Source organism: Paenibacillus brasilensis (genome assembly GCF_009363115.1).
In the GTDB taxonomy this organism is placed as follows: Bacteria; Bacillota; Bacilli; order Paenibacillales; family Paenibacillaceae; genus Paenibacillus; species Paenibacillus brasilensis.
In genome coordinates, this window is record NZ_CP045298.1 from 886104 (window position 1) to 910677 (window position 24574).

The following is a 24574-nucleotide window of genomic DNA, read 5'->3' on the forward strand; positions in this document are numbered from 1 at the left end:
TAACGCTCCTTGATCGTTTATTTATCACCTAAGCGAACAAAGCAACTTCAGTCATGTGTGAGTAGCTCCCCGTTCCCAATATGTATCTTCTCCTTTGAGAATATAATTGTGAGTCGTAGCACAGTGTTCAGGATGATTTGCATATCGTTTCGGATACCTGTTGCCTCTGGAGAGATATTGAGTATGTTGATTAGGTTATTGGTGGATAGGTCAGGATTGTACGGTTCTGGCGCAATAATACGTTTCCATTCCCTATCGTTACCATGTTCAAATACATGAATCGCGTCGCTGATATTAAGGCCAATAGTTTGCCATTTACGATTGAGAGCATCGGTAATGTGGTAATAGTGCAACTCCTTTTCAGCGGCTCCTTCTTCTGATTCCCATACTTGCTTCAATTGAAGAAAAATTCTGTGACCAGGAGCGTGACCAGAAAGTTGCAATTTAGCATTTTATATAGGAAAAAAACACTGATACATAAGGAGTTTTTGATAACAAACTCATTTGGGTATATGATGTAAACAAGATATCATACTTCAATTGAAAAGGAGCGTGCCTTTATGTCTGATTCATTAGGAATGCTGACACCGGGTAAAAAAGTTTCTTTAAAAGATTGGAACCCTAAAGATACGCAGAATATCAAAAATAAAGAGGAAATTCAGCAGGAAACAGATCAATTAAAGGAACGCTTCGCGGAATTGCAAAGTAAATTGTTTACGGAGAAGAAACAAGCCGTTTTGTTTGTGTTTCAGGGTATGGATTGCAGCGGAAAAGATGGCGTGATCAAGCAGGTATTTTCTAACCTGAATCCAGCGGGGGTGACGGTCCACAGCTTCAAATCACCTACGGCAGAGGAATTAAGCCATGATTTCCTGTGGCGTGCCCACAGTGTAACCCCGGGGCGTGGATATATTGCAGCATTCAACCGTTCTTATTATGAGGACGTACTGATTACGCGTGTTCACGGACAGGTATCCGATAAGCAGGCCAAACGGAGCATTAAACATATCAAGCATTTTGAACAGCTGTTGCTGGATAGCGGTGTAAAGGTCATTAAAATCTTTTTACATATTTCAAAGCAATTCCAGTTGGAGAAGCTGATCGACCGGATCGAGAAGCCTCACAAAAACTGGAAGCTAGATCCAAGTGATTTGCAGGAACGAAAATTTTGGAAGCAATATACGCAATACTATGAGGACGTGCTGGAGCTAAGCGCAACCAAACAAGCTCCCTGGTACGTTGTTCCTTCGGATAACCGTTGGTATAGGGACTATACGGTACTGCGGATTGCCGTTCAGACGCTGGAGGAAATGAAGCTGTCCGATCCTGATCCAAGACCGGAGCTGGAGTCCCTTTTGCCTGAGCTTTATAAAGAACGGGATAAAAAATAGCTGCATAAGCGCTGCATTAAATCCACATATGGTGAAACACGCCTCATAAAAAAAGCTTTCGAAACCGACCTCGGCTGAAAATGCCATGGTCTGGACTCGGAAGCTTTTGTTTCCTTTTGCAATCTTCATGTAGGGACTTACAAGGTTTTAACTTAGTCTATAACCAATAGCTGCGGCAACAACTCCTACCACCACCGAAGCCAGTACATACGCAGCCATCCGCCGGTATTCTCCACGCTCCATCAGTTGAAGCGATTCATAGCCGAATGTTGAAAAGGTCGTATAGCCGCCACAAAAACCTGTTCCTAGCAGCATCCAGAGTGCAAGAGACAGATGTTGCTGCGTAAATTCGCCATACAACCAACCCAGCAGCAAGGAACCACTGATATTAATGAGCCACGTTCCCCACGGAAATGCGGTTCCAAACCGCTTTCCAGCCCACATGCCAAGCCCGTACCGCGCCAATGTACCTACAACCCCGCCTGCCGTCGCCCACCAGATCATATCCGTTCCTCCTTGGGGACAGCTTCCGTCATTTTTGTGCCCAGACGAATACCTGCCCACGTCAAAAACAGTCCTCCGCCTACGCTAAGCAGCAGGTACAACACAGCCGTCAGTATACGATCGTGAACGGTGAGGCGTACAGCATCTACGGCAAAGGTGGAAAAGGTAGTGAAGCCACCTGTAAAGCCTGTCCCGATGGCAAGTCGCAAGCGGGGCTTGATCCGCCATGAGCGCAAAGTTACTGTAAAGAACCAGCCAAGGAACAGACAACCGATCCAATTGATTAGCAGCACGCCAAGTGGAAAATCCGCCCCGGCCGCAGGCAGTAGTGATTGCACGCCGTAGCGGGCAGAGGTCCCGAGCGCTCCGCCTGCCGCGACGAATAGCATGTCTTTCATTTTTTTATCCCCTTCTTCGCTCTTGCATGATCACGGTGTCATCATATCTATCCCACACACACCGCTCGTCTGTCTGTAGCATGCATTCTATAACTGTGATTCCCGCCACCGCTGGTTTTGTCTGATTTTTGACTCGTTCCCCTGCTCAGTAGCCTGGTAAAAGGTCAGATCTGCTATCGAATCAGGCAAATATTGCTGCTTCACATAATGGTTCGGATAATTGTGCGGGTATTGATACCCAACATGGCCGAGCTTTTCCGAGCCTTTGTAGTGTGCGTCGCGCAAATGCAGCGGCACCTCGGCCGATTTGATATCGTCCATCGCCGACATGGCCCGTGAAATCGCCGTATATACGGCATTCGATTTGGGACTTTCCACAGCGAACAAAATGGCCTGTGCAATGTTCAGCTTGGCCTCGGGCCAGCCGTTATTGCGGTAGGCTTCAAGCGCACTTACTGCTTGAACCATCGCCTGCGGATTCGCCAGGCCAATGTCCTCGCTGCTCGCCGCGATGAGGCGGCGAATAAAGGTCATCGGGTCCATGCCGAGCTTCTCTACGGCGTACAGGAACCAGAACAGCGCCGCGTCGCTGGAGCCGCGAATGCTTTTGTGAAAGGCAGACAGCACGTCATACTGCGTAGACTCGTCTGCCTTGACAATCGGGCGGCGAATGGATTCCTCCGCGACTTCCAGCGTCACGTGAACCGTGCCGTCTGCCAGCGGAGGCGTCGTAAGCGCCGCCAGTTCCAGCGCGTTCAAGGCGCGGCGGATATCGCCGTTCGCCATGGACGCGATGTGATCCAGCGCAGCTTCGTCTACCTGAAGCTGCATATAGCCAAGCCCCTTGTCCGCATCGCCCAAAGCGCGGCGCATGGCAGCCAGCGAATGCTCCTGGGTCAGCGCTTCAAGCTGAAACAACGTAGAACGGCTCATCAAGGCGCCGTTCACGTAGTGAAAGGGATTTTCGGTCGTGGCGCCAATAAACACGATCGTACCCTTTTCCACCGCAGGCAGCAACGCATCCTGACGTGAGCTGTTAAAACGGTGCACCTCATCGAGAAACAGGATGGTTTTTTTCCCATACATGGATTTATTCGTTTGTGCACGGTCAATGACTTCCCTTACGTCCTTCACAGATGCTTCAACTGCATTCAGACGGACGAAATCCCCTTGCGTATGCTGCGAGATAATATGCGCCAGCGTTGTTTTACCGCATCCCGGCGGTCCGTATAGTAAAATAGAGGAAACCTGGTCTGCCTCTATTGCTCTTCGCAGCAGCTTACCCGGTCCAACGACGTGCTCCTGTCCAATATATTCATCCAGCGAGGTCGGACGCAGACGATCCGCAAGCAACCGATTGCTTGGCGTCGATTCCTGGGAATATGAAAATAAGTCCATTTCATTCACTTCCTTATGGTTATATGAACGAATACCTCTTAAAAAACATTCTTTATCGTATTCCCTCATACAGTTAAAAACCTGAAAATTCAAATCATCAATTGTATTGAAACGAGTTGAACCGCCTCTATTCTACCATAACCGCTAACAAGTTGCAGATAGCATGGTCATGGCACATCTGTATACCTGCAAGTCTGCCGCGCACAATAAGAAAGAACAGCCAAGGACGAAAGATAAATTCCATGGCTGTTCCCAGAATAGTGTACTTCTACTTCCATAACATCCACTACAACGGTGAACGGTAGCTTGAGTATTAGTACAAACGATTTTCTACTGTGATTTTCCTTACTCCGGCTGCTTCTGTACATAACTTGGAAGTGCACCGTCATGCATGAGCCACAGCTCATGCAGCGCACGAGTACATCCCACATACAACAGCTTGGCATCCCAGGCCAGCTCTCCATAATGCTCATGGTCAGCATCCGCTACAATGACTGCATCGAACTCCAACCCCTTGGAGAGATACACAGGCAGAACGGACAAGCCGCCCTCATATTGCTGTTTACCGCCGTCAATCAGATTTACGTCCAGCCCAGCATGTATGAAAACCTCATGAAGTTCTACAGCCTCTTTTAAGGTACGTGTCAGCACGGATACAGTGCGATAATCCTTGGAGGAAAGCTCTTTGAGAGCGGTAAGCAAATGCTGTTCACGTCCGGATGTGTCATAAGATTCGGTACGCACCGGATCGCCACTACGAAATACCGGAACTGCTGTAATGCCGCCGCGAACTCCCTGCTCCAAAATTGTATTTGCAAATTCTATAATTTCTAGGGTTGATCTGTAGCTTCGAGTCAGTGCAAAATACGCCGTATGTTCTGGCGCAAAAAGAGAGCTCATTTCCTCCCACGCATGTACGCCACGGTATTCATGAATCCCCTGCGATAAATCGCCAAGTATTGTAAAGGAATGTCCTTTTACGAACAAATCCAGCAATGCGATATGAAAAGGCGAAAAATCCTGCGCCTCATCAATGACCACATGGTCAAAACGCTGAGACGATTCTACCTCATGAATCAGCACGTGGAGATACACCAAGGCAGTCAAATCCTCTTCGCGGATCACCTGATTTCGCAGGTCCGACTGTGTAGTCTTGAAAATAGCAGCCGGCAAAGAAGCCTTCATCTCCGCAGCCGTTTCTGCGGGTAATCCTTTGGCTGCCTGAAAAAGCTGCTTGTAAAGCGTCAGTGCGTCGTATTGAGGCCATTTTTTAGCATATGCCTTTTCTCGAGTCCCTGCTTTTTTCTTACGCTCCTTGAGCGCAGCCGCCGAAGGCGATTTTTTCAGCTCCATTTCAATCCAGCGATGGACTCTTGCAAGCACTCGCTCCTTCCGCTTCGCGAGCGGATATGGCTTGTATTCCTCATTGAACCAATTCAAAATCTCAGCTCGCGGCAGCACCGCCCCATCCCAGGGTGAAAAGTCGCCTGCCGGTACCGAGATAGGCTCCAGCCGCTCCACAAATGCCTGAAGCAGCTTCATAAAGTGAACCGAACCTTTGAATCGTCCCGGCGCCTCGTCCATAGACTTCGTCCGTAGGCTGCCGCTCTCAAACCAATAAGATAACGTTTCGGCAGGGTCCGCCAGAGGTAAATCCAGCCCCAACAAATGGAGCGCCCAGTCCGCAAATGTACTTTGCTGAATATTTCCGACCCCCAGCTCTGGAAGTACATCTGAAATATAATCGAGAAACATATGGTTCGGCGCGAAAATGACCATCTTGTCCGCCGACACTTGATCCTTGTATTGATAAAGCAAAAATGCGAGACGATGCAGCGCTACCGTCGTCTTGCCACTTCCCGCTACCCCCTGAATAACGAGGGCTGTATTTTTGGCCGCGCGGATGATCTGATCCTGCTCGGCCTGAATGGTAGATACGATATCCCGTAAACGGTTATCCTTGTTCTCTCCCAAACGGTAAACGAGAAATTCATCGGAAACGGCAGGCCCATCGCTTTCACGATTGTATGTATCAGCTACCCGTTCCAGAATTCTTTTACGGATGACAACGTTGCGTTTCAGATACACCAAGCCCTCAATCGTTCCCTCGGGAGCCTCGTAGGACGCGGTTTCTTCACCACCTGTAAACGAATAAAACAAGCTGGCAATCGGCGCACGCCAATCAATCACAAGCGGATACGCCGATGTCTCTTCACGCTCCACTCCGACTTTACCGATATACAGCGGCTTACGCTGCCCTCTGCCACGCTCGTCAAAATCCATGCGTCCAAAATAAGGCTCCTGTGAGCTTTTGGCCAAAGCCTGACGTTTTTCCTCCCGCGCAGATTCCAGCACTTGCTCCGTAAAGTCATGTCCGGTGTATACCGGCGTATTACGAAGCTGTTCCAATCTCCGATCAATTTCCTCCATAGCAAGCGACAGCCTGTGCTGTTCTTCTTGATAGGCACTTTGAAACTCATTCTCCATTTCAGTTACCTCCTAAGAATATCAAGTCTCGATTTCTGCATCTTTTTCACTTGCTCGACACAAAAAAAGGAAAGTAAGCGTAACACATTTAACCACAAAAATCCAATCTTATTTCCCAATACGCTTATTTTATATACGAAAGACCTCTTATTAAAACACAAACTAATGGATTACCCAGATATGGAGCTTTGCCGCAGCAGCGGAGCGGGTGATTTGAATCCGAATATTAACGATATGGTTGCTTTGATATAAAAAACACCCCTTACAGCAGTAGGTTTTACGAATTAACCTGTCTGTTGTAAGGGGAACATATCACTTTGCGGACAGCCCTTTTTCATTAAAATGGGTCGGGTAGACATAAATATTCCAACATGATTGTAACTGCCAGTAAATCAGCGGAGCCACCAGGACTAACATTTTTTTGCACAAAATCATCGTTCATTCGATGGATCATGGCGACACCTCTCTCTGACAAGATACCGCCCGCCTCTAGCACCTGCCTGGCATATTCCTGGACATAGGTTAGCATCTCCCTATCGTGTCTACCAACGACATTCGTATCTTCGTTGACAACCATCAGTTGTAACAGGGTTTGAACACAAATATCATTCACATGGTATCGTTGCGATGACCTCAACTCACGATAAACGGGCAGAGCATACTCTCGCACGGTGGGAAAGCCTGCTTCCACCTCACCACGTATGCCCATCATACCCCACTCTTTATACAACCGTTCGCCGACCGTTAAGCCTGTTGATTTTTTCAGGGATGCAAGCTCACTCGCACATAAACCTTTGGTCATCTGAGCAATGGTCTCACAAATGATTTGTTCATCCAGCCTGCTGGCAGCTGCTCGTGTCGTGTAACAATACGCAGCAGCAGCACATATAATTCCTAACGAAAAAATAAGTCCTTTATGTGTGTTCACCCCGCCTGTTGCGGTAAACATAGCCTGTTCGGCTTCCTGTCCCAAGGGGCGTAGATTCGCAAATAGTATACGGAGATCCTCTCCATGAAAGGAACTTCCCGCCTTTGCACATCTTTCAAAGTAGCCGGAAAGTGCGGCCGCACTAGACATAAACGTAAAGAAGTCCATATCCTTGTGAGCACCACGATTAAACCGATCTACCAGTCCCGGCTTTGGGCTGGCAGAGACCTCTGTTAACAGCGCAAGGACAGCTTGTTGACCAAGAGGAATGACCATACTAACAACCTTCTTCTCTGGATTTTTTAATGATGATGAACGATCATGCTCGTTTGACTACTTGATGCTTTCGCTTATAACCGTCCACCAGTGCTTTGATAGCTTCCAGCAATTCGGGAAGTGCATGTGCTCTGCTCCGTCCACAACCATGCGCAGCCTGGTCGCACAGGAGACATTTTCGCTTGCCCAAGCCAAGTTCATCTCTGGAGATTGCCCTTTCATTGAGTCCAATCACATCCAGATCCAGTAATCTTCCTAGTGGATGCCCATCTTCAATCGCAATGACCAACCTTTTCAATATTCGTGCATCTGCCTGAACGGGAACATATGCTTCTGGGCCTGTTAGCAGATCATACGCTTCACAGTGCAGCGGTGTCATTTGGTTCACCGCCAGCTGACTCATCAAGATACGATAGCCTTCATGAAAAACGTATTTACTAGTTGGAGAGGACTTCTGTGGTCCCGGGATATTGATCGTCATGCTGATCAGAGGTACCGTGTACCTGCTGATCAGTTGTCTTTGTCTATCTGCCCGGTTTTCGCGTGCCTGTAGCATTTCTTCAAGGGTGACCACCTCATACGGATACATGTTATGACATCTCCCTGATACGCCTGATGATTTCTCCAGCTTTCACTGACAATAAAAACTGATAGGTCGTGTCCGGTACAAGCTGCTTCACTTTATCCATTTGACCGAGACGGATATATTTGCGGACCGCAGAGGCGCTGATTGCCTCACCTTCCCATAGCAGTCGCGGTATTTCCTCCACGTCGATTCCAACGGAAGGCAGTAATTTTTTCATGCTCGTGTTGTACCTGCGGGTCAAGACACAGCTTGGCTCCTGACCGATATACCGTTTTTGAATATTTAGCAACGGAGCTATATACTGGCTAAATATTTTTAAATCTAGTGATATATGCGTACTTGCTGCCTCTTCATCATTTTTGAGGAAGTAAGAAGGAAACGTTGCGCCTGAGATAATATAGTCTTTGCCTTTGTGCAAGACCACATTGGCTAAATGTCTCACGCCTTCTTCCACTAGTCTGTATCTGACATCTGAGGGAAAAATGGATCGGTCCTCCCAGACTACAAAAAGATGTACCTTTTCCCAAACCGCCGCTGCATGCTCGATTAAGTGCAGATGTCCAAGTGTGAATGGATTACAGTTCATGACAATCGCAGCCGAAGGCACGGGGTCCCCCGATTCCTGCAAAAGCTCTTGCTGATACTGCCTGACACCATCCCATCGGTTTTCCAACAAAACCGCCTTGGAGGATTCCTCCACGATTGGATAAAAGCCGAGATCCTTGAAAATTTGTTTATTTACTGGTTTGGTATAAATAAACAGGTGATCCCTTCCCCTCCTGTATTCTTCATTTACTAAATGGCTAACGATTTGTGCCGATAGCCCCTGGTCTTTATAAGCTTCATCCACAGCAATGCACTTTAGTACACTGCCTGAAAAGGAACCTGTAGCGGCAATGTTGCTGCCATCTACAATTTCCATCGTATATTCAATTTGATGGTCTATTCTAAGACCTTGGCGCTTAAGGAAATCGCGAAGCTTTCTTTGAGCGTCTTCAGAGGTTGGATTTAAAATCTCTTCACGCAAATGTTCCATCCACATAGCCATAATGATCACCATTTTTCTGCATGGAAGTCAGAATAAGTATGAATGACGCATCCCACACTCTGCAAGCGAAAGGATAGGATGCGCATCCTGTTTATTTGTTCTGAAAAGACAATGTCTTTATTTTCTTACAACACCGCTTTGTTCTGCGACGATTTTTACTGCTTTACTAACTGCTGAGCTTACTCTTTTGTCAATCGCATCTGGAACGATATAGGTATCATCAAGCTCCTCATCTGTCACCAGATCTGCGATGCTTCTGGCTGCCGCTAATTTCATTTCCATCGTGATGTCCGTGGCTTTGGCATCAAACGCGCCTCTAAAAATACCGGGGAATGCCAGCAGGTTATTGATTTGGTTGTGAAAATCCGATCTGCCGGTCGCAACAATTCTTGCTCCGCCTTTGTGTGCTTCCTCCGGCAAAATTTCCGGAATCGGATTGGCAAGGGCAAAAATGATGCTTTCATTGCTCATGGTTTGCACCATTTCTGTTGTCATCACATCTGCAACCGATAAGCCGATAAAGATGTCCTTGCCTTTGATGACTTCTGCCAGGCTGCCTGTTTCTTTATCACGATTTGTCAGCTTGGCGATTTGCTGCTGAGGCTCATTGAGAGAGGTGTCGCCTTCGACCAAGGCACCATTCATATCGCAGAGGACTATACGCTTCGCTCCTGCAACAAGCAATAGCTTGGCGGTGGCAATCCCCGAAGCTCCTGCTCCATTGATGACGATGCGCACATCCTCTATTTTTTTGCCCACAAGTTTCAAGGCATTAAATAACCCTGCAAGCACAGCAACTGCCGTTCCATGCTGATCATCATGATAAACCGGGATGTTCAGTTTTTCTTTTAATTTGTCTTCAATATAAAAGCATTCTGGCGCCTTGATGTCTTCAAGATGAATGCCTCCAAAACCTGGGGCGATCACTTCAACCGTGCGCACAAACTCGTCTGGATCAGTGCTGTCGATACAGATGGGGAACGCATTCACCCCACCAAATTCTTTGAGCAGCAAGGCCTTGCCCTCAATGACGGGCAGCCCTGCCTCAGGACCAATATCCCCCAGACCCAGCACGGCTGTCCCATTCGTCAGAATCGCCACGGTGCTCCCTTTAATCGTGTATTCATAGGCTTTGCTCTTATCTTTGGCGATTTCCTTGCATGGCTCGGCAACGCCAGGTGTATAAGCTATCGCTAAATCCTGTTTACTTACGACCGGTACTGTCCCCGTAATCTCCAGCTTACCGTTTCTTACGCGGTGTGCCTGTAAGGCGGCTTCTTTTATACTCATAAGTTTGTTTGTACTGAGCAGCTGCTCAATACTTCCTCCTCTTGGTTTATAATTTTAGCGTCCTTGTTTCACTTGACGAATGACATCAATTACGGAACCATCACGATATTTGATCACACCCACAATTTTATCCTCCCATTGAATCGGCTCTGGTTTGCCGACAATCCGCGTAGCCTTCTCTTGCAGCTCTTCGATCGTAAAGACAGGAAGCTTGGCGGCTTTGAAGCTAGCCAGGAGATCCTGGCGGAGAGGGTTCACCGCGATGCCCTGATCGGTAACCAGTACGTCAACCGTATGACCTGGCGTGATAATGGTATTTACACGATCAAGAATAGCAGGCATTCTTCCGCGAATCAGCGGAGCGACGATGATGGATACTGCAGCGCCTGCGGCAGTGTCGCAGTGTCCGCCGGAAGCTCCACGGATGACCCCATCGGACCCGGTAATTACGTTCACATTAAAATTCAGATCAATCTCGAGCGCACTCAGCACAACAACATCCAGTTGGTGAGCAGCGCAGCCTATATTTTCAGGGCTTGCATAATATTCCGCACAAATTTGTTGATGGAATTTGTTCTTTCTCAGCGATTCTACGGCACGCAGGTCGAAGCTCTGCACGTCCAAAAGCTTTTCAATCAATCCTTCTTCATGCAGGTCAACGATTTGTTGGGTAATACCACCCAGCGCAAAGCTTGCTTTGATATTGGCGGCAAGCATTTTTTCCCGCAGAAATCTGGTCGTTGCCAGTGCAGTACCCCCGGAGCCGGTTTGCAATGAGAATCCATCCACGAAATATCCGGATGCTTCAATCACATCTGCCGCATTTTTGGCAATTAACAGTTCCTTCGGATTCTTCGTGTAACGGGTAGCCCCTGAGACAATCCCCTTCTGATCACCGATACGATCCACGACGACCACATAATCCACCTGGGTTTCAGGAATCGCGAATGGAGTGTTCGGATAGGAGACCAAATTGTCAGTGATCATCACAACATTGCGCGCATACTGTGCATCTACCATGGCATAACCCAGGGAGCCGCATGCCGATGGAGCTTCGTTTACACTGGAAGTTCCGTTTGCATTGCCGTATGCATCGCAAGAAGGAGCGCCCAAAAAGGCTACGTCAATCGGGCATTCCCCTGATGCAATCGCTCTTGCGCGACCACCGTGAGAGTTAATCGTCACCGGAATATCAAACCATCCGTAGGAATATGCCTGAGCCAGCTCGCCTCTAAGGCCACTGGTCTCGATTCTGCGGATGACACCGTTTCGCACATGCTCTACCAACGGCGCATGAATATCCGTCAAGGAGCTGGCTGCCAGGACAAGATCACGAATACCCATTTGGGCGATTTTATCAATAACCATATTCACGATAAAGTCCCCGTTGCGGAAATGGTGATGGAACGAGATCGTCATCCCATTACGCAAGCCCGTAGCTTCAATGGCTTTCTCCATCGAATCCATGATTTTGTTTTTGGCAGGATTTCGCTGGCGGTCTTTTAACCGCTCTGTATTTTTAAATTGTCCGTAAGTCGATTTGCGATCAAAGGGAGTTATCGCATCAAGTCCCTCAATAGCTACAGGAATTTCTCTCCCAGCACCGTTTAACATAACATTCACCTTACTCTATATTTATTTTTGCCGCTTCCGCCAGATCAAGTACTCTACGTGCACGTTCTACAATCGGACGGTCAATCATTTTACCGTCGAGACTGATCACACCCGAGCCTTTTGCCTCCGCTTCGAGACTGGCCTCGATGATCCGCTTTGATTTTTTGATCTCTGCTTCTGTTGGCGTATAGATGCGATTTACAATCTCGATCTGACGTGGATTAATAATGGATTTGCCATCAAAGCCTAGCTGTTTGATCAGCTTCACCTCGCCCGCGAAGCCCTCCTCATTATTTACATCCGAGTAGACTGTATCGACAGCAGCAATGCCAGCAGCTCTGGCTGCAAATAATATAAGGCTTCGTGCTGTCAGCAGCTCAATGCCTTCTGGCGAGCGTGTTGTCTTCAGGTCTGTAACAAAATCCTCCGCTCCAATGGCGATGCCGATAAGCCGCTTGCTGGCAACCGCAATTTGCGCCGCGTTCAATGCGCCCTTGCCACTCTCAACCGCTGCAAAAAGCTTGATTGTCCCTTGCTCCATGCCGATCTTTTGTTCAATTTCGGTAATCAATTCATCCGCCTCAATCACGTCATCGGCGGTCTCCGTTTTTGGCAATCGAATGGCAGTTGGCTTCGCTCGCACAATCGCTTCAAAATCGTCTCTGCCATACGGCGTATTGAGTGGGTTTACCCTGACCAGCACCTCGATGCCTCCGAAATCAAAGGTTTTCAAAGCCTGGTAAACCAGCAAACGTGCCGCATCTTTTTCGTATAGGGAAACGGAATCCTCAAGGTCGATCATAATCGAATCTGCCCCATAGATATGGGCGTCCCGGATCATCCCTGGGTTATTCCCTGGAACATACAACATGGTCCTTCTCAGTTTCTGCATCTATTCCGCCTCCCATGGTCGGCAGTCGCCCTCGACCACTCTGCTTACGGCTGTCATTACTCTAGCCTTAATGGCGCAATCCAGTGCGCCTTTATCATTCGCGCGGATATACGCATGCTCAATGCCCATTTCTTGTAATGTTTCGAGAATCACTTTGCGAATCTGGTTCCCAAACTGGTTCTCTACTGTACTTTTCAACTCGATTTCAATACCCTTCGTCCCGTTCGGCTCGATGGAAATCATAATATCGCTTGATTCCAGTGTACCGGCCATGCCTACTTGCTGAATAATCAATGTCTACACCTCTTTTGCCAATTGGATGGTAGTTAATCCCCATCTTCAGGATTGCAAAACCTTATAAATCATTTGTGCCATATCTGAACCTGCTACAGGCTTACACATGTATTCATCAATGATCAATCTCTCCTTGTATGTCACCACAAGATCCTCGACGTAACCGGTAATCAGGATGATCTTCATACTTGGGTTGATTACCTTGATACGTTCAGCCAATTCCGTACCCGTCAGATAAGGCATGGCCTGATCCGTAATGACCAGATCGTAATGGTTTGGGGACTTTTCGAACCGTTGCAATGCTTCCACACTGTCTGATTCTGTCTCAACATGGAAACCATACAATTCCAGTCCTTTTCTCATCGCTTTCAATACTCGCTGTTTATCATCGACCAAAAGGATGCGCTTTTGTTCAGTAAATACAAGGTTCTTATTTATCTCTGTCTCTTTTGCTACAAACTCCGTTTTCGGCAGATACACCGTAAACGTACTACCCTTGCCCAGCTTCGAATCCACGGTAATGAATCCTTGATGTTTTTCGAGAATGCTTTGGACGATATACAATCCAAGCCCCGTACCCTCTCCTGTCGGTTTGGTTGTGAAAAAAGGATCAAAGATTTTCTGCAAGGTGTCATCACTCATCCCTCTACCCGTATCCGAGACAGATAAAGTAACGTAATCGCTGACTTCCAGGACGTTCTCGCGGATTTTTTTTATCTCTTGTAAGGGAATGGTATCCAATATGATTTTTAGTTCGCCACCGGTTGTTTTCATTGCTTGGTAGGCATTGTTGCACAGGTTCATAATGACTTGATGAATCTGTACTTTATTTGCAAAAATTACGGCTGAATCTACCCGTTTTTTGAATACAGCATTCACTTTGGGCGAGAGGAAGGATTTTATGAGTCCCAGTGCCTCTTTGACCTGCTCTTCAACTTTGACCGGAGCGTTTTTCTTGACCTTTCCACTCTCCAGCCGGCTCAATAGCAGGATTTCCTCGATTATCAATCTTGCTTTCTCGGAAGCATCATAAATCTCACTTACGTAATCATAAATTTCTTCAGTAGGTTCTATCCTGCTAAGCAGAATTTCTGCATAGCCTCTGATGGGAGTTAGCAAATTATTAAAATCATGGGCAATTTCCCCTGATATCGTACCGATCAACTGTAGCTTCTGCGAGTGCTGCAATTGTAGGTCTTTTTTTCTCAACAGCTCGTTTTTGTTATTCAGTTCCCGCAAATACCTCGTCTCGTATTCAAGAGCCTCTTTATTTTTCTTCGTCCTCATGATGATATAAACGGCACAAGCCAACGTCAGGACGATCATTGAAAAAATCTCAATGGTTTTAATTCTATTTTTTTCAATCGGTTCTCTCACATCATCGTAGTTCATGGCGGCGGCTACCACCCAAAACGAGTCACCGAGATGAAAACGGGAAAATGCCTCGATCTTTTTCGTCTTGGTATAGAATTCGTCACCCCACCAATACGAATCGTAGAAAGCTGAGCCTTGTTCCTGGGTAAGCTGCATTTTGAACAGTTTCTCCAGGTCGCGGTAATCAAGCCCCGGGTATTTGGCCTTAATCGCTGAGAGCGATAACCCGATATTTGCTTCGCTCGGGTGCATGAGATAGTAGCCTTGCTGATCCTTGACATGGATATAACCCTTGGTCCCCACACGAATCGGCTTCAACAGCTTCTCATACACAGCGTTTAGATTTACCACACTGATGAGCGCACCTTGAAATTTCCCATCGAGATAAACAGGCTGAAACAGATGCACAATGTAATTACCTTTACTTTCCATCTTAGCGCTTGCAATGAATGGTTTTTTTTCTCGCAGCACCCTTTGTATATCATTCTTGATTAATTCATAGGCTTTAATCGTATCCGTATGATTGCGCTTGGGAAAAGTGTGTACTATTTTCCCCTCCAGGTTCACCTGGCTAACCCGATAGATGCTATCTTTTTTGGCGGCATAATAAGCAGACAGGTTTTCGTCAATCACAGCTTCATTCTTATTTGCTATGGCGAGCGACATCTGCCGGTTGCCCGTCAATATTTGCAGCGTGTGCATTTGCTCATCGAAAAAGGATTCAATTGACGTGCTGTTTAACTTGGCAATCGTTAGCAATTGCTGCTGCTGCTGTTCAATTACGGTACGTTCTCCGTCCATATACGAGCCGTAGGCCATCCACAGCAGAACTAGAAAAGAAATCGGAAGCGCTAGCATCGTGATGAATGAAAAATGGCTTCGAAAATGAAACAGTATCTCTCTTTGAAATCTCATCCTGTTTTACCATCTCCATCGAGCTACTAGCCCATGAGTCCCTAGTGCTAGGCTAGTTCGCTTCCGATTATATCAGCTATTCACGTTCGTCTACTAAATAGTGTCTCAAGACAACTTCATTGTAATGACAAGATCTTAAAGTATCCTGTCAAATTATTAATTTTTTTTAAGATTTCACTCCCTTAGTGTGTAATATATCGCAGCAGGAAAATAGCAAGTGTTACCGTTGCTGCACCACCGAGACGTGTGGATACCTGGGCAAATGGCATGAGTCCCATTCTATCGGCTGCAGAAAGGATCGCAACATCCCCTGTTCCACCTTGACTGCATCGAGTAGAAGTAATAATCGCAGCTTCAACCGGATACATTTTCATCCACTTACCAGCAAAATAGCCACCCACAACCACGGTTAATACAGTTACAAAAATGGTGATGAAATAAGCAGGGCTAATTACAGAAATCAGTGCCTCCCATGGTGTTTTAGCAACACCTACCGCAAGCAGGAGCGGGTATGTTACGGCGATAACAAAGAAACGCTGCATTTGTTGCGCTCCGTCTTCAAGGAATTTTGGCAACCAACCAAAATATTTTGCCAGGAATGCCGCAAAGAGCATTACGATCGGACCAGGCAGGCCAATAAACTCAGCCGCTAAGATACCTACCATGAAGAATCCAATAGCTAAAATGGCTCCGGCAGCCATTTGGTAAAGATCAAGTGGTTTTTTGTTTTTATCCTCTGCAAGTCCCAGAACATCGCTATCCCCTGTTTTGAGTAGCGTGCCGTTACCTGTAAGTTCTGGTTTTCTATCTCCCAGTTGTTTCAACAAGCCTGCCAGGATAATAGCACACAAGCTACCCAACATGACCGCAGGAATAACCATGGCAAATTGTTCACCTTGGGTCGAACCTAAAATTTGGCTGTAGCCGATAGAGAGTGGAATCGCACCTTCACCAACGCCTCCCGCCATGATAGGAACTAGGATGTAAAACAAGGTATCATACGCAGGAATTCCCAAAGCCACACCTGTAAGCAAACCGACGCCTGTTCCGAGAATGGATCCGATCGTCAAAGGGACAGCCAAGCGAACGACCGCTTTTATCATGAGTTCCCGGTTCATACCAAGAATACTACCAGCGATAACAATTGCGATGTACACATACAGGAAATTGGTATTATCCATAAAGACAGTAACGGAATCAATGGCTGACTGCGGGAGAAGATGAGCATACACCATGTAAGAAGGAACAAACGTTGCCATAATTGCAGCGCCCCCGATATCCTTTAGAACAGGGATTCGTTTTCCAATTTCCGCCAAAATAAAACCGTACAATACCATGACAGATACAGCCCCGGGCATATCATTACCGAGCTTTCCGTAGTTCATCAGCAAGTAGACAACAGCCATAAACGGGATGTAAAGGCCTACAGGAATGACACCTCCAATCTTGTAATTCAACACCTTTTGCCATTTGGAATTTGTTCGTGGCTGTAGCTTAAGCTCTGCGGCTTCTTGTAGATTATTAGTGACCACTTGATCGCCTCCTTGAGATCAATCTGCGTTTTATCCTCGAATCAATCGCTAACCCAGGTATTTAAAAGATTTGTAGTAGAACGTTTTTTCACTCATTGGATGATTCGAGATAACTATATTGTAAAAAGCAAATCTTAAAGTATCCTGATTAATCCTTAAATGTTTTTAAGAACCATGCGATAAAATTATGTCAGCGTTTTCAATACAAAAAAACTACAGTTGACTCATTTACTAAAACAGCTTGTTCAGTATTTTGCATAATTCGATTCCCAACGCTCGTAAGTACAATATATAAAGTTATGTACTCCCCCTTGTTTCCAAATTAAGGGTGGTTAGAGAAATAATTAGTCGTAGAAAAAAAGCCCCCCCGAGTCCATCGGCGTGCTTTCAAGAGAACGTATACAATTGGATAGAATTATATAGTTAATCTATCTTTCAACGGAAAAACGATATCCGATTCCCCAGACGGTTTTGATATATTTCGGATTAGTGGGATTTTCCTCAATTTTGGTCCGCAGATGTCTGATATAGACCATAATCGTATTATTATCGACAACCGTATCTTTCCAGATGTTTTGATATAGCTGTTCTTTCGAAAAGACCTGATTAGGATGCTCCATAAAAAATTTCATGAGTTGTAATTCTTTTGATGACAACGCAATTTCCTGATTATTTTTATGAAACGTATAGGTATGATGATTGAATAGAAATGGTCCCAATGCAATGCGTGAGGCTTGTTGTTTTGATTCCTGCAGCTGGCGAAATCTTTTAATCTGGTTCTTTACCTGAGCACAAAGCACAGGAGGACTAAATGGCTTGGTAATATAGGCATCTGCCCCAAGTCCAAGTCCAATGATCTGATCTGTGTCTTCTTTTTTCCCGCTCAGAAAAATGATCGGCGTATGGATGCCCATATTGCGCGTTTGACCAAGCACATCATAGCCATCAATATTTTCCATCATAATGTCCAGGATGACGAGATCGAACGGCTCCTCGCTAATCATCCGCATGGCTTCCATGCCGTTTTCAGCCTGAAGCACAACCATTCCGTCGCCTTCAAGAACCGTTTTAATCAATTTTCTGATTGCGTTCTCATCATCAACAACCAATACTCTCGGTTTGCTCATTCTTGACCCCATCCCTCTCTAAAAGTCCTCCTACAAAAGCCCTTTTTAACAATACAAAAAAACATCACTTTTTAGTCTAGCATCATTTTAGCCAACTCTATATGTTGTATGTCATATAGCCTCAAAAAAACTAATTCCTTGTTAAATATCTTATTAGAACCTTTTCATTAATATTTTGGAAAAATCAATCCGTCCCACTTGTTGTTGTGAGTGGAGCATCTCCGCCTGTTTTCATCTTATGTATGGACCTTTGCCGCAGCAGCGGAGCGGGTGATTTGAATCCAGAGAAGCGGAGCGTTCGCGTTCGCGTTCGCCTTTGCCTCTGAATTCCACCCCTGCTCTTATTTACAATCAAGGGGATTTCAGAGGCAACAGCGATCGGAGGATCAAATCACACGCGAAGCAGCCTCTAATGCTCCATACTCCTCTCCCCCATCTCCACAAACTGCTTTTGAGCCAGCTCGCGGTATACCTGGTGGGACTCTATTAACTCGGCATGAGTCCCTGCACCTGTCACCTTGCCCTTGTCCAACACAATAATCTGATCGGAGTGAACGACCGTAGACAAACGGTGAGCGATAACAATCGTCGTTCGTCCCTCCATCAAATTCGCCAGCGCCTTTTGTACCTCATGCTCGGATGAGCTGTCCAAACTGGAGGTAGCCTCATCCAGCATGAGAATGTCGGGGCTGCGAAGAAGCGCACGCGCAATGGCAATCCGTTGACGCTGCCCGCCGGACAGCTTCATTCCTCGTTCCCCTACTTCAGTGTCATAGCCTTGAGGCAAATCCATAATAAACGTGTCCGCATATGCCATCCTGGCTGCTTGTCTTACTTCTTCCAAATCAGCTTCCCGTCCCAATCCATACGTGATATTATCTCTGACTGTTCCGGACATCATTGAGCTTTCCTGCGACACATAACCGATTTTGGAGCGCCAGGAGGATAATGTATATGACGATATCGGATCATCTCCATAACAGATTTCTCCGGTATTTGGTACATAAAAGCGCTCCAACAATGAAAACAAGGTCGATTTTCCACTCCCGCTCGGACCTACAAATGCTGTCGTACGGTTAGCTGGAATGACCAAATTTGCGTTATGAAGAACCTCTTCCCCTTCGGTATAGGAAAAAGCAACATCATGCAGCACAATATCCCTGCTCTCTTTTGCCGCTTCCAGCTTCAATTCCAATGGCTCCTCTTCATGATCCAAAATACTCTGAATCCGCTCAGTAGCTCCAACCACCTTTTGCAAACGTGAGTACAAGGTCGTGAATTGGGCCATCGGTGTAATTACCTGAAACAGTAGCAAAATAAAAGCCACTAAATCCCCGGCAGTCAGCATACCCGATGCTACTCGTACGCCACCTACACCCAAAATAATGACCAGTACTGCGGTTAGCAGAAAAGTAGAAATAGGACCTACAAGGGCCAAAATGCGGGATTCCTGTAGGCCAAAGCGGAACATCCGGTAGATGCGATCCTCCCCGGCCTTGGCTTCTCTGCTTTCCGTTCCGTAAGCCTTCACCAGCCTAATTTCACCTATAACCTGGCTCAGCACTGAGGTCAGATCTGCCATCTCGTCCTGCTGCTTTTTGGAGATGCGATACATTTTCCGCCCTACAGGAAACAAAATAAGAGCAGTTAGCGGAACAATCGTCAGAATAATGAGCGTCATAACCCAATCCAGATAAAATAACAGCGCAATACCGCCAATAATTGCAATCACATTAGAAATCAGATTGACAAGATACTCTGTAATAAGGTTCATAATCAGGCTTGTATCATTGGTGACACGACTCATCGTATCTCCTGACCGATTCCGGTCAAAGTACGGGATGGGGAGAGACAAAATTTTATGCCATAAGCGTTTGCGCAAATTAGCCACAATTTTGTGCCCCGCAAAGTTCAGCATATAAATAGAAACCGCCGAAGCCACTGCTTGAAGCACAAAAGCCCCAAGCAAACCAAAAATGACCATACGATTCAGTGAAGAAAAGGTCAAACCGTCGATCAATCCCTTGGTCATCAGCGGTACAATTAAACCGGCAACTGTCTGAACGAGGGTCAGAATCATGGCAATGATGAGAATGGCCTTGGGTGGGTGTGCACTCGCAATTAATTTGATAAACCGACCCATGCCGGCCTTATTGGGTCTTTTAGTCGGCTTTTCCTGCTTCCAGTCCTGTTGTTCATCTTGCTGTAAATGATGCTCATTTTCCATAAACCATCAACCTCGCTTCCGAATCTGACCATGCTTGTCCAAACAACAACACCCGCGCTCTGCGCGGGTATGAACAGTACATCCTATCTTCGATTTTACTATACCAATGAATGAAGCACAAAGTTAGCTACAAACAGTACAGAAATGATATACAGAGCGACAGGCACTTCCTTGCCGCGTCCTGCTGCCAGCTTGGCAACAGGGTATGCAATAAAACCAAATGCCATCCCGTCTACAATGCTGTAAGTAAAAGGCATCATCACCATGATCAGAAATGCAGGAAACGCCTCGGTAAAATCACCAAAATCCATCTCACGTACATTTTGCACCATCAGCCCGCCAATAATGATTAACACGGGAGCAATCGCGCTATCAGGAATATAAGCCAGCAGCGGAATACAGAAGAACGTGGCCCCGAATAATATAGCAGTTACTAGCGGTGTTACGCCCGAACGTCCCCCTGCTGCAATACCCGCTGTCGATTCCGCCGCAGCTACCGCCGGACTGCTGCCTAAAATACCGGCAAAAATATTGGTCACCGCCAATACACGCAAGCTATTCTTAAAGGTGTCCGGTCTTCCAATCATGTTGGTCTGCGCAGTAATCATACCAATATTCTCAAATAGCACAATAAGCAGCAAAAGAAAAACAGCGATCCAGAAGGCAACCGAAGCGATACCTGAAAAGGACAGCTCTCCAAACAATTGCCCATACTGCCGCACGGTTTCAGACGTTCGCACCGTACTTGTCGGCTCTACAGCTCCCAGCACGTAAGCCAGCCCCGTTCCCGCCAAAATACTGATCAGCAGCCCTCCTTGAACGTTACGGACAAACAACACAATAGCGAGCAGCAACGTTACACAAGCCGTGATCACCTTAGGGTCATTAAAATGACCGATGGCCACAAAGGTCGTTTGATGAGCAATCACGATACCGCTTTTTTGCAATCCGATAAAGGTTAAAAACAAGCCAATTCCTACCGTAATTCCGTGCTGTAAATTATGGGGTATTGCCTGGCTAATCAGCTTGTACAAAGATGTAAATGCTACAACGGCGAATAAAAGCCCTGTGACGGTAACCACCATTAATGCTTCCTGCCAGTTCAGCTTCATCGAATGTACGAGCGTATAAGTGAAAAACGCATTAATCCCCATCCCTGGCACAACGACTATAGGAGATTTTCCACCAAAAGCCATCAGCAGACAGCCGATAATGGACGTGAGCAGTGTACCGAGCATCGCCCCTTGCAGGGGAATCCCGGCATCCGCTAAAATGGTCGCATTGACCATCACAATATATACAACGGAAAAATAAGAAATGGCACCGGCGGCCAATTCCTTTTTCCAATGATGCTCGGCTTTGAAACCAAGACTTCTGGACCATAGTCCACCCTTCATAGCAAAGCCCTCCAGCAAGTTGTCCAATCTGGTTGCAGCAAGCTGCGTTTTTTCAAAACAAAAAGAGCTGTAGTCGACTGTGACACAATGGATGTGATGCACAGAACAAGTCTACAGCATGCTATCTTTAGGACTACACGCCAGCGCGCTCTAACAAATCCTTGACCACCACACTGACCATGATCAAACCTGCTACCGGGGGTACAAAAGCATTGCTCGCAGGGGGTTGCTTCGCCTTTCGGATTTCAGGTGCGTTGGCAGGCACAATTTTTTTGGTAATTTCTTCACGCGGCTTCATGGGCTCCTCATCAGAGAATACAACCTTGACGCCCTTGGTAATGCCTTCCTTGCGCAGCTTGGTGCGGATGACACGGGCAATCGGATCCATTCTTGTCTGGGAAATATCAGCTACTTGGAAACGACTTGGGTCCATTTTATTCGCAGCGCCCATACTGGAGATCATCGGAATACCCCGTTTCAAGCATTCCTTAATCAAATGTATTTTGTAAACAATCGTATCCGAAGCATCCAGCACATAATCCAGATCGTATTTAAACAGCTCTTCATAGGTTTCTTCGGTGTAAAACATGTTCAGCGCAATGGCTTCACATTCAGGATTAATCAGCTTCACACGCTCTACCATCAGATCAGCCTTTTTTTGACCTACCGTTGTTGTCAACGCATGAATCTGGCGGTTAATGTTGGTAATGTCTACAACATCTTTATCGATCAAAATAATACGTCCGACACCCGTCCGCGCCAGCGCCTCGACTGCAATCGAGCCGACTCCACCAATACCCAGCACGGCTACCGTACTATTCTTCATAACTTCCAGACCCTCAGAGCCAATGGCCAGCTCTGTTCGTGAAAATTGATGCAGCATGTGGCATATCCTCCCTTACTGATTTTAACTTTACGTTTAAACACCAGCATACAAACCACGAACCCATTATCCATAAAAGGGTAACGGGTTCATGGCAATCATAAGCTATTCACAAGCCAATGGATGGCACTCGCTAAGCCAAATGTTCGTCTTAGGCTTTAGGCGCAGCAGGCTTCGGAGCAAGACGGATATGAAGCAGCTCCAATTGAGATGGATCCACTTCGGATGGTGCATCCATAAGCAGGTCAGTTGCACTAGCTGTTTTCGGGAATGCAATGGTTTCACGCAGATTTGTACGGCCTGCGAGCAGCATCACAAGACGGTCAAAACCGAAGGCAATACCTCCATGTGGAGGCGCACCATATTCGAACGCATTCAACAGATAGCCGAATTTATCTTGAACTTCTTCCGGTGACAGGCGGAGAGCATTGAACATTTTTTCCTGAACATCACGCTTGTGAATCCGCATCGAGCCGCCGCCTACTTCGTAGCCGTTCAGTACAATGTCATATGCCTCGGCACGAACCTGGCCTGGATCTGTATCCAAAATGGCAAGGTCCTCATCCTTCGGACGCGTAAACGGATGGTGTTCCGCTACATACCGTTTTTGTTCTTCATCATAGCCGAGAAGCGGGAAGTCTACAACCCATGCAAATTTGAATGTGTTATCGTCGATCAGTCCCAAATGACGGCCAATTTTCAAACGAAGCGCGCCCAATACATCAGCAACGACTTTTTTGTTATCCGCAGAGAAGAGCAACAGATCGCCTTCTTCAGCCCCCGTGCGCTCTTTCAATGCTTCGATTTCTTCCGGTGTAAAGAATTTCACGATAGGCCCCTTAAATTCGCCTTCCTTCACTTGAATCCAAGCCAAGCCTTTAGCTCCATAACGTGCAGCATACGGCCCCAGGTCATCAATGTCCTTACGACTCCATGTGCCACATCCTTTGGCATTAAGGACTTTTACCTCGCCGCCCTTTTCAATTACGGAAGCGAACACTTTTACACCACTGCTTGCCACGATATCATTGACATTTATCAACTCAAGGCCAAAACGCAGGTCCGGCTTGTCTGAGCCATATTTGTCCATCGCTTCTGCATGTGTAATTCGCTGGAACGGGGTTTCCAGTTCTACACCAATCGTCTCTTTGAACAGTTTGACCATAAGACGCTCCATCATAGGCAGCAAGTCATCCCGTTCCATGAAGGAGGTCTCAATGTCGATCTGTGTAAATTCAGGCTGGCGGTCAGCACGCAAGTCTTCATCACGGAAACAACGTGCCATTTGGTAGTAACGCTCCAAGCCGCTCACCATCAGCAATTGCTTGTAAATTTGCGGTGATTGCGGCAAGGCGAAAAACTCGCCTTCATGCACACGGCTTGGCACCAGATAATCACGAGCACCCTCTGGCGAGCTTCTCGTCAGAATCGGTGTTTCTACTTCGATGAAATCTTCACCGTCTAGAAAATCACGGAACACCTTAGCCGCTTTGGAACGAAGTTTCAACGTCTGGTACATCTGCGGACGACGCAGATCCAGGTAACGGTATTTCAAACGCACCGACTCATCTACTTCTACGCCGTCTTCAATGAAGAACGGAGGTGTTTTGGAGGCATTCAATACTTCGATTTCAGTAACACGCACTTCAATTTCACCTGTAGGCAGGTTCGTATTGATTGTTTCTACATCACGCTTGACAACGGTGCCAGTAACCTCAAGCACATATTCACTGCGGACACGGTCTGCAATTTGTAGCGCTTCACCGGAATAGGCCGGATTAAACACGATTTGTACAATTCCGCTACGGTCACGCAGGTCTATAAAAAGTACGCCCCCCAAATCACGACGGGTCTGTACCCAACCGTTCAATGTAACTGTTTCTCCGATATGCGCATGAGTCAATGCGCCGCATTGATGACTCCTTTTCATAATACACACTCCTGTTTATGTTAGTAGTTAATGCTATATGACAGCCAGAGGGAAGCTCCCCCTGACTGATGTTACATCATGTT

20 protein-coding genes are annotated in these 24574 nt (G+C 46.6%); 1 reads left to right on the forward strand and 19 read right to left on the reverse strand.

The genetic code is table 11. The annotated features are described in order from the left end of the window. Positions 1–47 precede the first annotated feature (47 nt). Positions 48–398: a hypothetical protein gene (locus tag GCU48_RS04065; protein ID WP_152379155.1), complete on the reverse strand. Its 351-nt coding sequence runs from the start codon at positions 396–398 to the stop codon at positions 48–50. 162 nt (positions 399–560) lie between these two features. Here GCU48_RS04065 and GCU48_RS04070 point away from each other — a divergent pair, with 162 nt between their 5' ends. Further along, a complete protein-coding gene (locus tag GCU48_RS04070) occupies positions 561–1391 on the forward strand; it encodes a PPK2 family polyphosphate kinase (RefSeq protein ID WP_152379156.1) in 831 nt (276 codons plus the stop codon). Between the two features lie 147 nt (positions 1392–1538). Here GCU48_RS04070 and crcB (GCU48_RS04075) read toward each other — a convergent pair whose 3' ends face one another. From crcB (GCU48_RS04075) to aspS, 18 genes are all read right to left on the reverse strand, one after another. Further along, the gene (gene crcB / locus GCU48_RS04075) at positions 1539–1895 is read right to left on the reverse strand and encodes a fluoride efflux transporter CrcB (RefSeq protein WP_152379157.1); all 357 of its coding nucleotides are present in this window, start codon (positions 1893–1895) and stop codon (positions 1539–1541) included. Next, on the reverse strand, positions 1892–2293 hold the full coding sequence (crcB, locus tag GCU48_RS04080) for a fluoride efflux transporter CrcB (protein ID WP_152379158.1): 402 nt from the start codon (positions 2291–2293) through the stop codon (positions 1892–1894). The genes crcB (GCU48_RS04075) and crcB (GCU48_RS04080) overlap by 4 nt, the downstream gene beginning before the upstream one ends. Before the next feature lie 87 nt (positions 2294–2380). Further along, the gene (locus GCU48_RS04085) at positions 2381–3691 is read right to left on the reverse strand and encodes a replication-associated recombination protein A (protein WP_152379159.1); all 1311 of its coding nucleotides are present in this window, start codon (positions 3689–3691) and stop codon (positions 2381–2383) included. A gap of 345 nt (positions 3692–4036) precedes the next feature. Continuing rightward, positions 4037–6178, reverse strand: a complete 2142-nt coding sequence (locus GCU48_RS04090) for a HelD family protein (protein ID WP_152379160.1) — start codon at positions 6176–6178, stop codon at positions 4037–4039. Between the two features lie 337 nt (positions 6179–6515). After that, positions 6516–7382 (reverse strand): triphosphoribosyl-dephospho-CoA synthase CitG, encoded by an 867-nt coding sequence (gene citG / locus GCU48_RS04095; protein ID WP_152379161.1) that lies wholly within the window; start codon positions 7380–7382, stop codon positions 6516–6518. A 43-nt stretch (positions 7383–7425) separates the two neighbouring features. Continuing rightward, positions 7426–7971 (reverse strand): citrate lyase holo-[acyl-carrier protein] synthase, encoded by a 546-nt coding sequence (gene citX, locus GCU48_RS04100; protein ID WP_152379162.1) that lies wholly within the window; start codon positions 7969–7971, stop codon positions 7426–7428. 1 nt (position 7972) lies between these two features. Next, positions 7973–9016 (reverse strand): [citrate (pro-3S)-lyase] ligase, encoded by a 1044-nt coding sequence (gene citC / locus GCU48_RS04105; protein ID WP_244316074.1) that lies wholly within the window; start codon positions 9014–9016, stop codon positions 7973–7975. 117 nt (positions 9017–9133) lie between these two features. Continuing rightward, a complete protein-coding gene (locus GCU48_RS04110) occupies positions 9134–10306 on the reverse strand; it encodes an NAD(P)-dependent malic enzyme (RefSeq protein WP_152379163.1) in 1173 nt (390 codons plus the stop codon). A gap of 54 nt (positions 10307–10360) precedes the next feature. Further along, entirely contained in the window at positions 10361–11920 is a 1560-nt protein-coding gene (citF, locus tag GCU48_RS04115) for a citrate lyase subunit alpha (protein ID WP_152379164.1), read from the reverse strand. 10 nt (positions 11921–11930) lie between these two features. Beyond that, entirely contained in the window at positions 11931–12812 is an 882-nt protein-coding gene (citE, locus tag GCU48_RS04120) for a citrate (pro-3S)-lyase subunit beta (RefSeq protein ID WP_025716952.1), read from the reverse strand. Further along, positions 12813–13106 (reverse strand): citrate lyase acyl carrier protein, encoded by a 294-nt coding sequence (gene citD, locus GCU48_RS04125; protein ID WP_152379165.1) that lies wholly within the window; start codon positions 13104–13106, stop codon positions 12813–12815. A 45-nt stretch (positions 13107–13151) separates the two neighbouring features. Next, positions 13152–15395, reverse strand: a complete 2244-nt coding sequence (locus GCU48_RS04130; RefSeq protein WP_152379166.1) for a sensor histidine kinase — start codon at positions 15393–15395, stop codon at positions 13152–13154. Between the two features lie 182 nt (positions 15396–15577). Then, complete coding sequence (locus GCU48_RS04135) at positions 15578–16927, reverse strand: 2-hydroxycarboxylate transporter family protein (protein WP_025716949.1); 1350 nt, start codon at positions 16925–16927, stop codon at positions 15578–15580. 428 nt (positions 16928–17355) lie between these two features. After that, positions 17356–18054: a response regulator transcription factor gene (locus tag GCU48_RS04140; RefSeq protein WP_152379167.1), complete on the reverse strand. Its 699-nt coding sequence runs from the start codon at positions 18052–18054 to the stop codon at positions 17356–17358. A gap of 409 nt (positions 18055–18463) precedes the next feature. Then, the gene (locus GCU48_RS04145) at positions 18464–20281 is read right to left on the reverse strand and encodes an ABC transporter ATP-binding protein (RefSeq protein ID WP_152379168.1); all 1818 of its coding nucleotides are present in this window, start codon (positions 20279–20281) and stop codon (positions 18464–18466) included. 98 nt (positions 20282–20379) lie between these two features. Then, complete coding sequence (locus GCU48_RS04150) at positions 20380–21678, reverse strand: NCS2 family permease (RefSeq protein ID WP_152379169.1); 1299 nt, start codon at positions 21676–21678, stop codon at positions 20380–20382. A 133-nt stretch (positions 21679–21811) separates the two neighbouring features. Continuing rightward, positions 21812–22561 (reverse strand): tRNA threonylcarbamoyladenosine dehydratase, encoded by a 750-nt coding sequence (locus GCU48_RS04155; RefSeq protein WP_152379170.1) that lies wholly within the window; start codon positions 22559–22561, stop codon positions 21812–21814. Between the two features lie 151 nt (positions 22562–22712). Beyond that, positions 22713–24491: an aspartate--tRNA ligase gene (aspS, locus tag GCU48_RS04160; RefSeq protein ID WP_152379171.1), complete on the reverse strand. Its 1779-nt coding sequence runs from the start codon at positions 24489–24491 to the stop codon at positions 22713–22715. Between the last annotated feature and the right edge of the window lie 83 nt (positions 24492–24574).

Bases quoted from the DNA above. Each gene is read 5' to 3' on its own strand.
- GCU48_RS04130 (WP_152379166.1), bottom strand. From the start codon at position 15,395: ATGAGATTTCAAAGAGAGATACTGTTTCATTTTCGAAGCCATTTTTCA.
- GCU48_RS04155 (WP_152379170.1), bottom strand. From the start codon at position 22,561: ATGCTGCATCAATTTTCACGAACAGAGCTGGCCATTGGCTCTGAGGGT.
- GCU48_RS04090 (WP_152379160.1), bottom strand. From the start codon at position 6,178: ATGGAGAATGAGTTTCAAAGTGCCTATCAAGAAGAACAGCACAGGCTG.
- GCU48_RS04070 (WP_152379156.1), top strand. From the start codon at position 561: ATGTCTGATTCATTAGGAATGCTGACACCGGGTAAAAAAGTTTCTTTA.
- citG (WP_152379161.1), bottom strand. From the start codon at position 7,382: ATGGTCATTCCTCTTGGTCAACAAGCTGTCCTTGCGCTGTTAACAGAG.
- citE (WP_025716952.1), bottom strand. From the start codon at position 12,812: ATGCAGAAACTGAGAAGGACCATGTTGTATGTTCCAGGGAATAACCCA.
- citX (WP_152379162.1), bottom strand. From the start codon at position 7,971: ATGTATCCGTATGAGGTGGTCACCCTTGAAGAAATGCTACAGGCACGC.
- GCU48_RS04140 (WP_152379167.1), bottom strand. From the start codon at position 18,054: ATGAGCAAACCGAGAGTATTGGTTGTTGATGATGAGAACGCAATCAGA.
- GCU48_RS04150 (WP_152379169.1), bottom strand. From the start codon at position 21,678: ATGAAGGGTGGACTATGGTCCAGAAGTCTTGGTTTCAAAGCCGAGCAT.
- crcB (WP_152379157.1), bottom strand. From the start codon at position 1,895: ATGATCTGGTGGGCGACGGCAGGCGGGGTTGTAGGTACATTGGCGCGG.
- crcB (WP_152379158.1), bottom strand. From the start codon at position 2,293: ATGAAAGACATGCTATTCGTCGCGGCAGGCGGAGCGCTCGGGACCTCT.
- aspS (WP_152379171.1), bottom strand. From the start codon at position 24,491: ATGAAAAGGAGTCATCAATGCGGCGCATTGACTCATGCGCATATCGGA.
- GCU48_RS04145 (WP_152379168.1), bottom strand. From the start codon at position 20,281: ATGGAAAATGAGCATCATTTACAGCAAGATGAACAACAGGACTGGAAG.
- GCU48_RS04110 (WP_152379163.1), bottom strand. From the start codon at position 10,306: ATGAGTATAAAAGAAGCCGCCTTACAGGCACACCGCGTAAGAAACGGT.
- citC (WP_244316074.1), bottom strand. From the start codon at position 9,016: ATGGCTATGTGGATGGAACATTTGCGTGAAGAGATTTTAAATCCAACC.
- GCU48_RS04085 (WP_152379159.1), bottom strand. From the start codon at position 3,691: ATGGACTTATTTTCATATTCCCAGGAATCGACGCCAAGCAATCGGTTG.
- citF (WP_152379164.1), bottom strand. From the start codon at position 11,920: ATGTTAAACGGTGCTGGGAGAGAAATTCCTGTAGCTATTGAGGGACTT.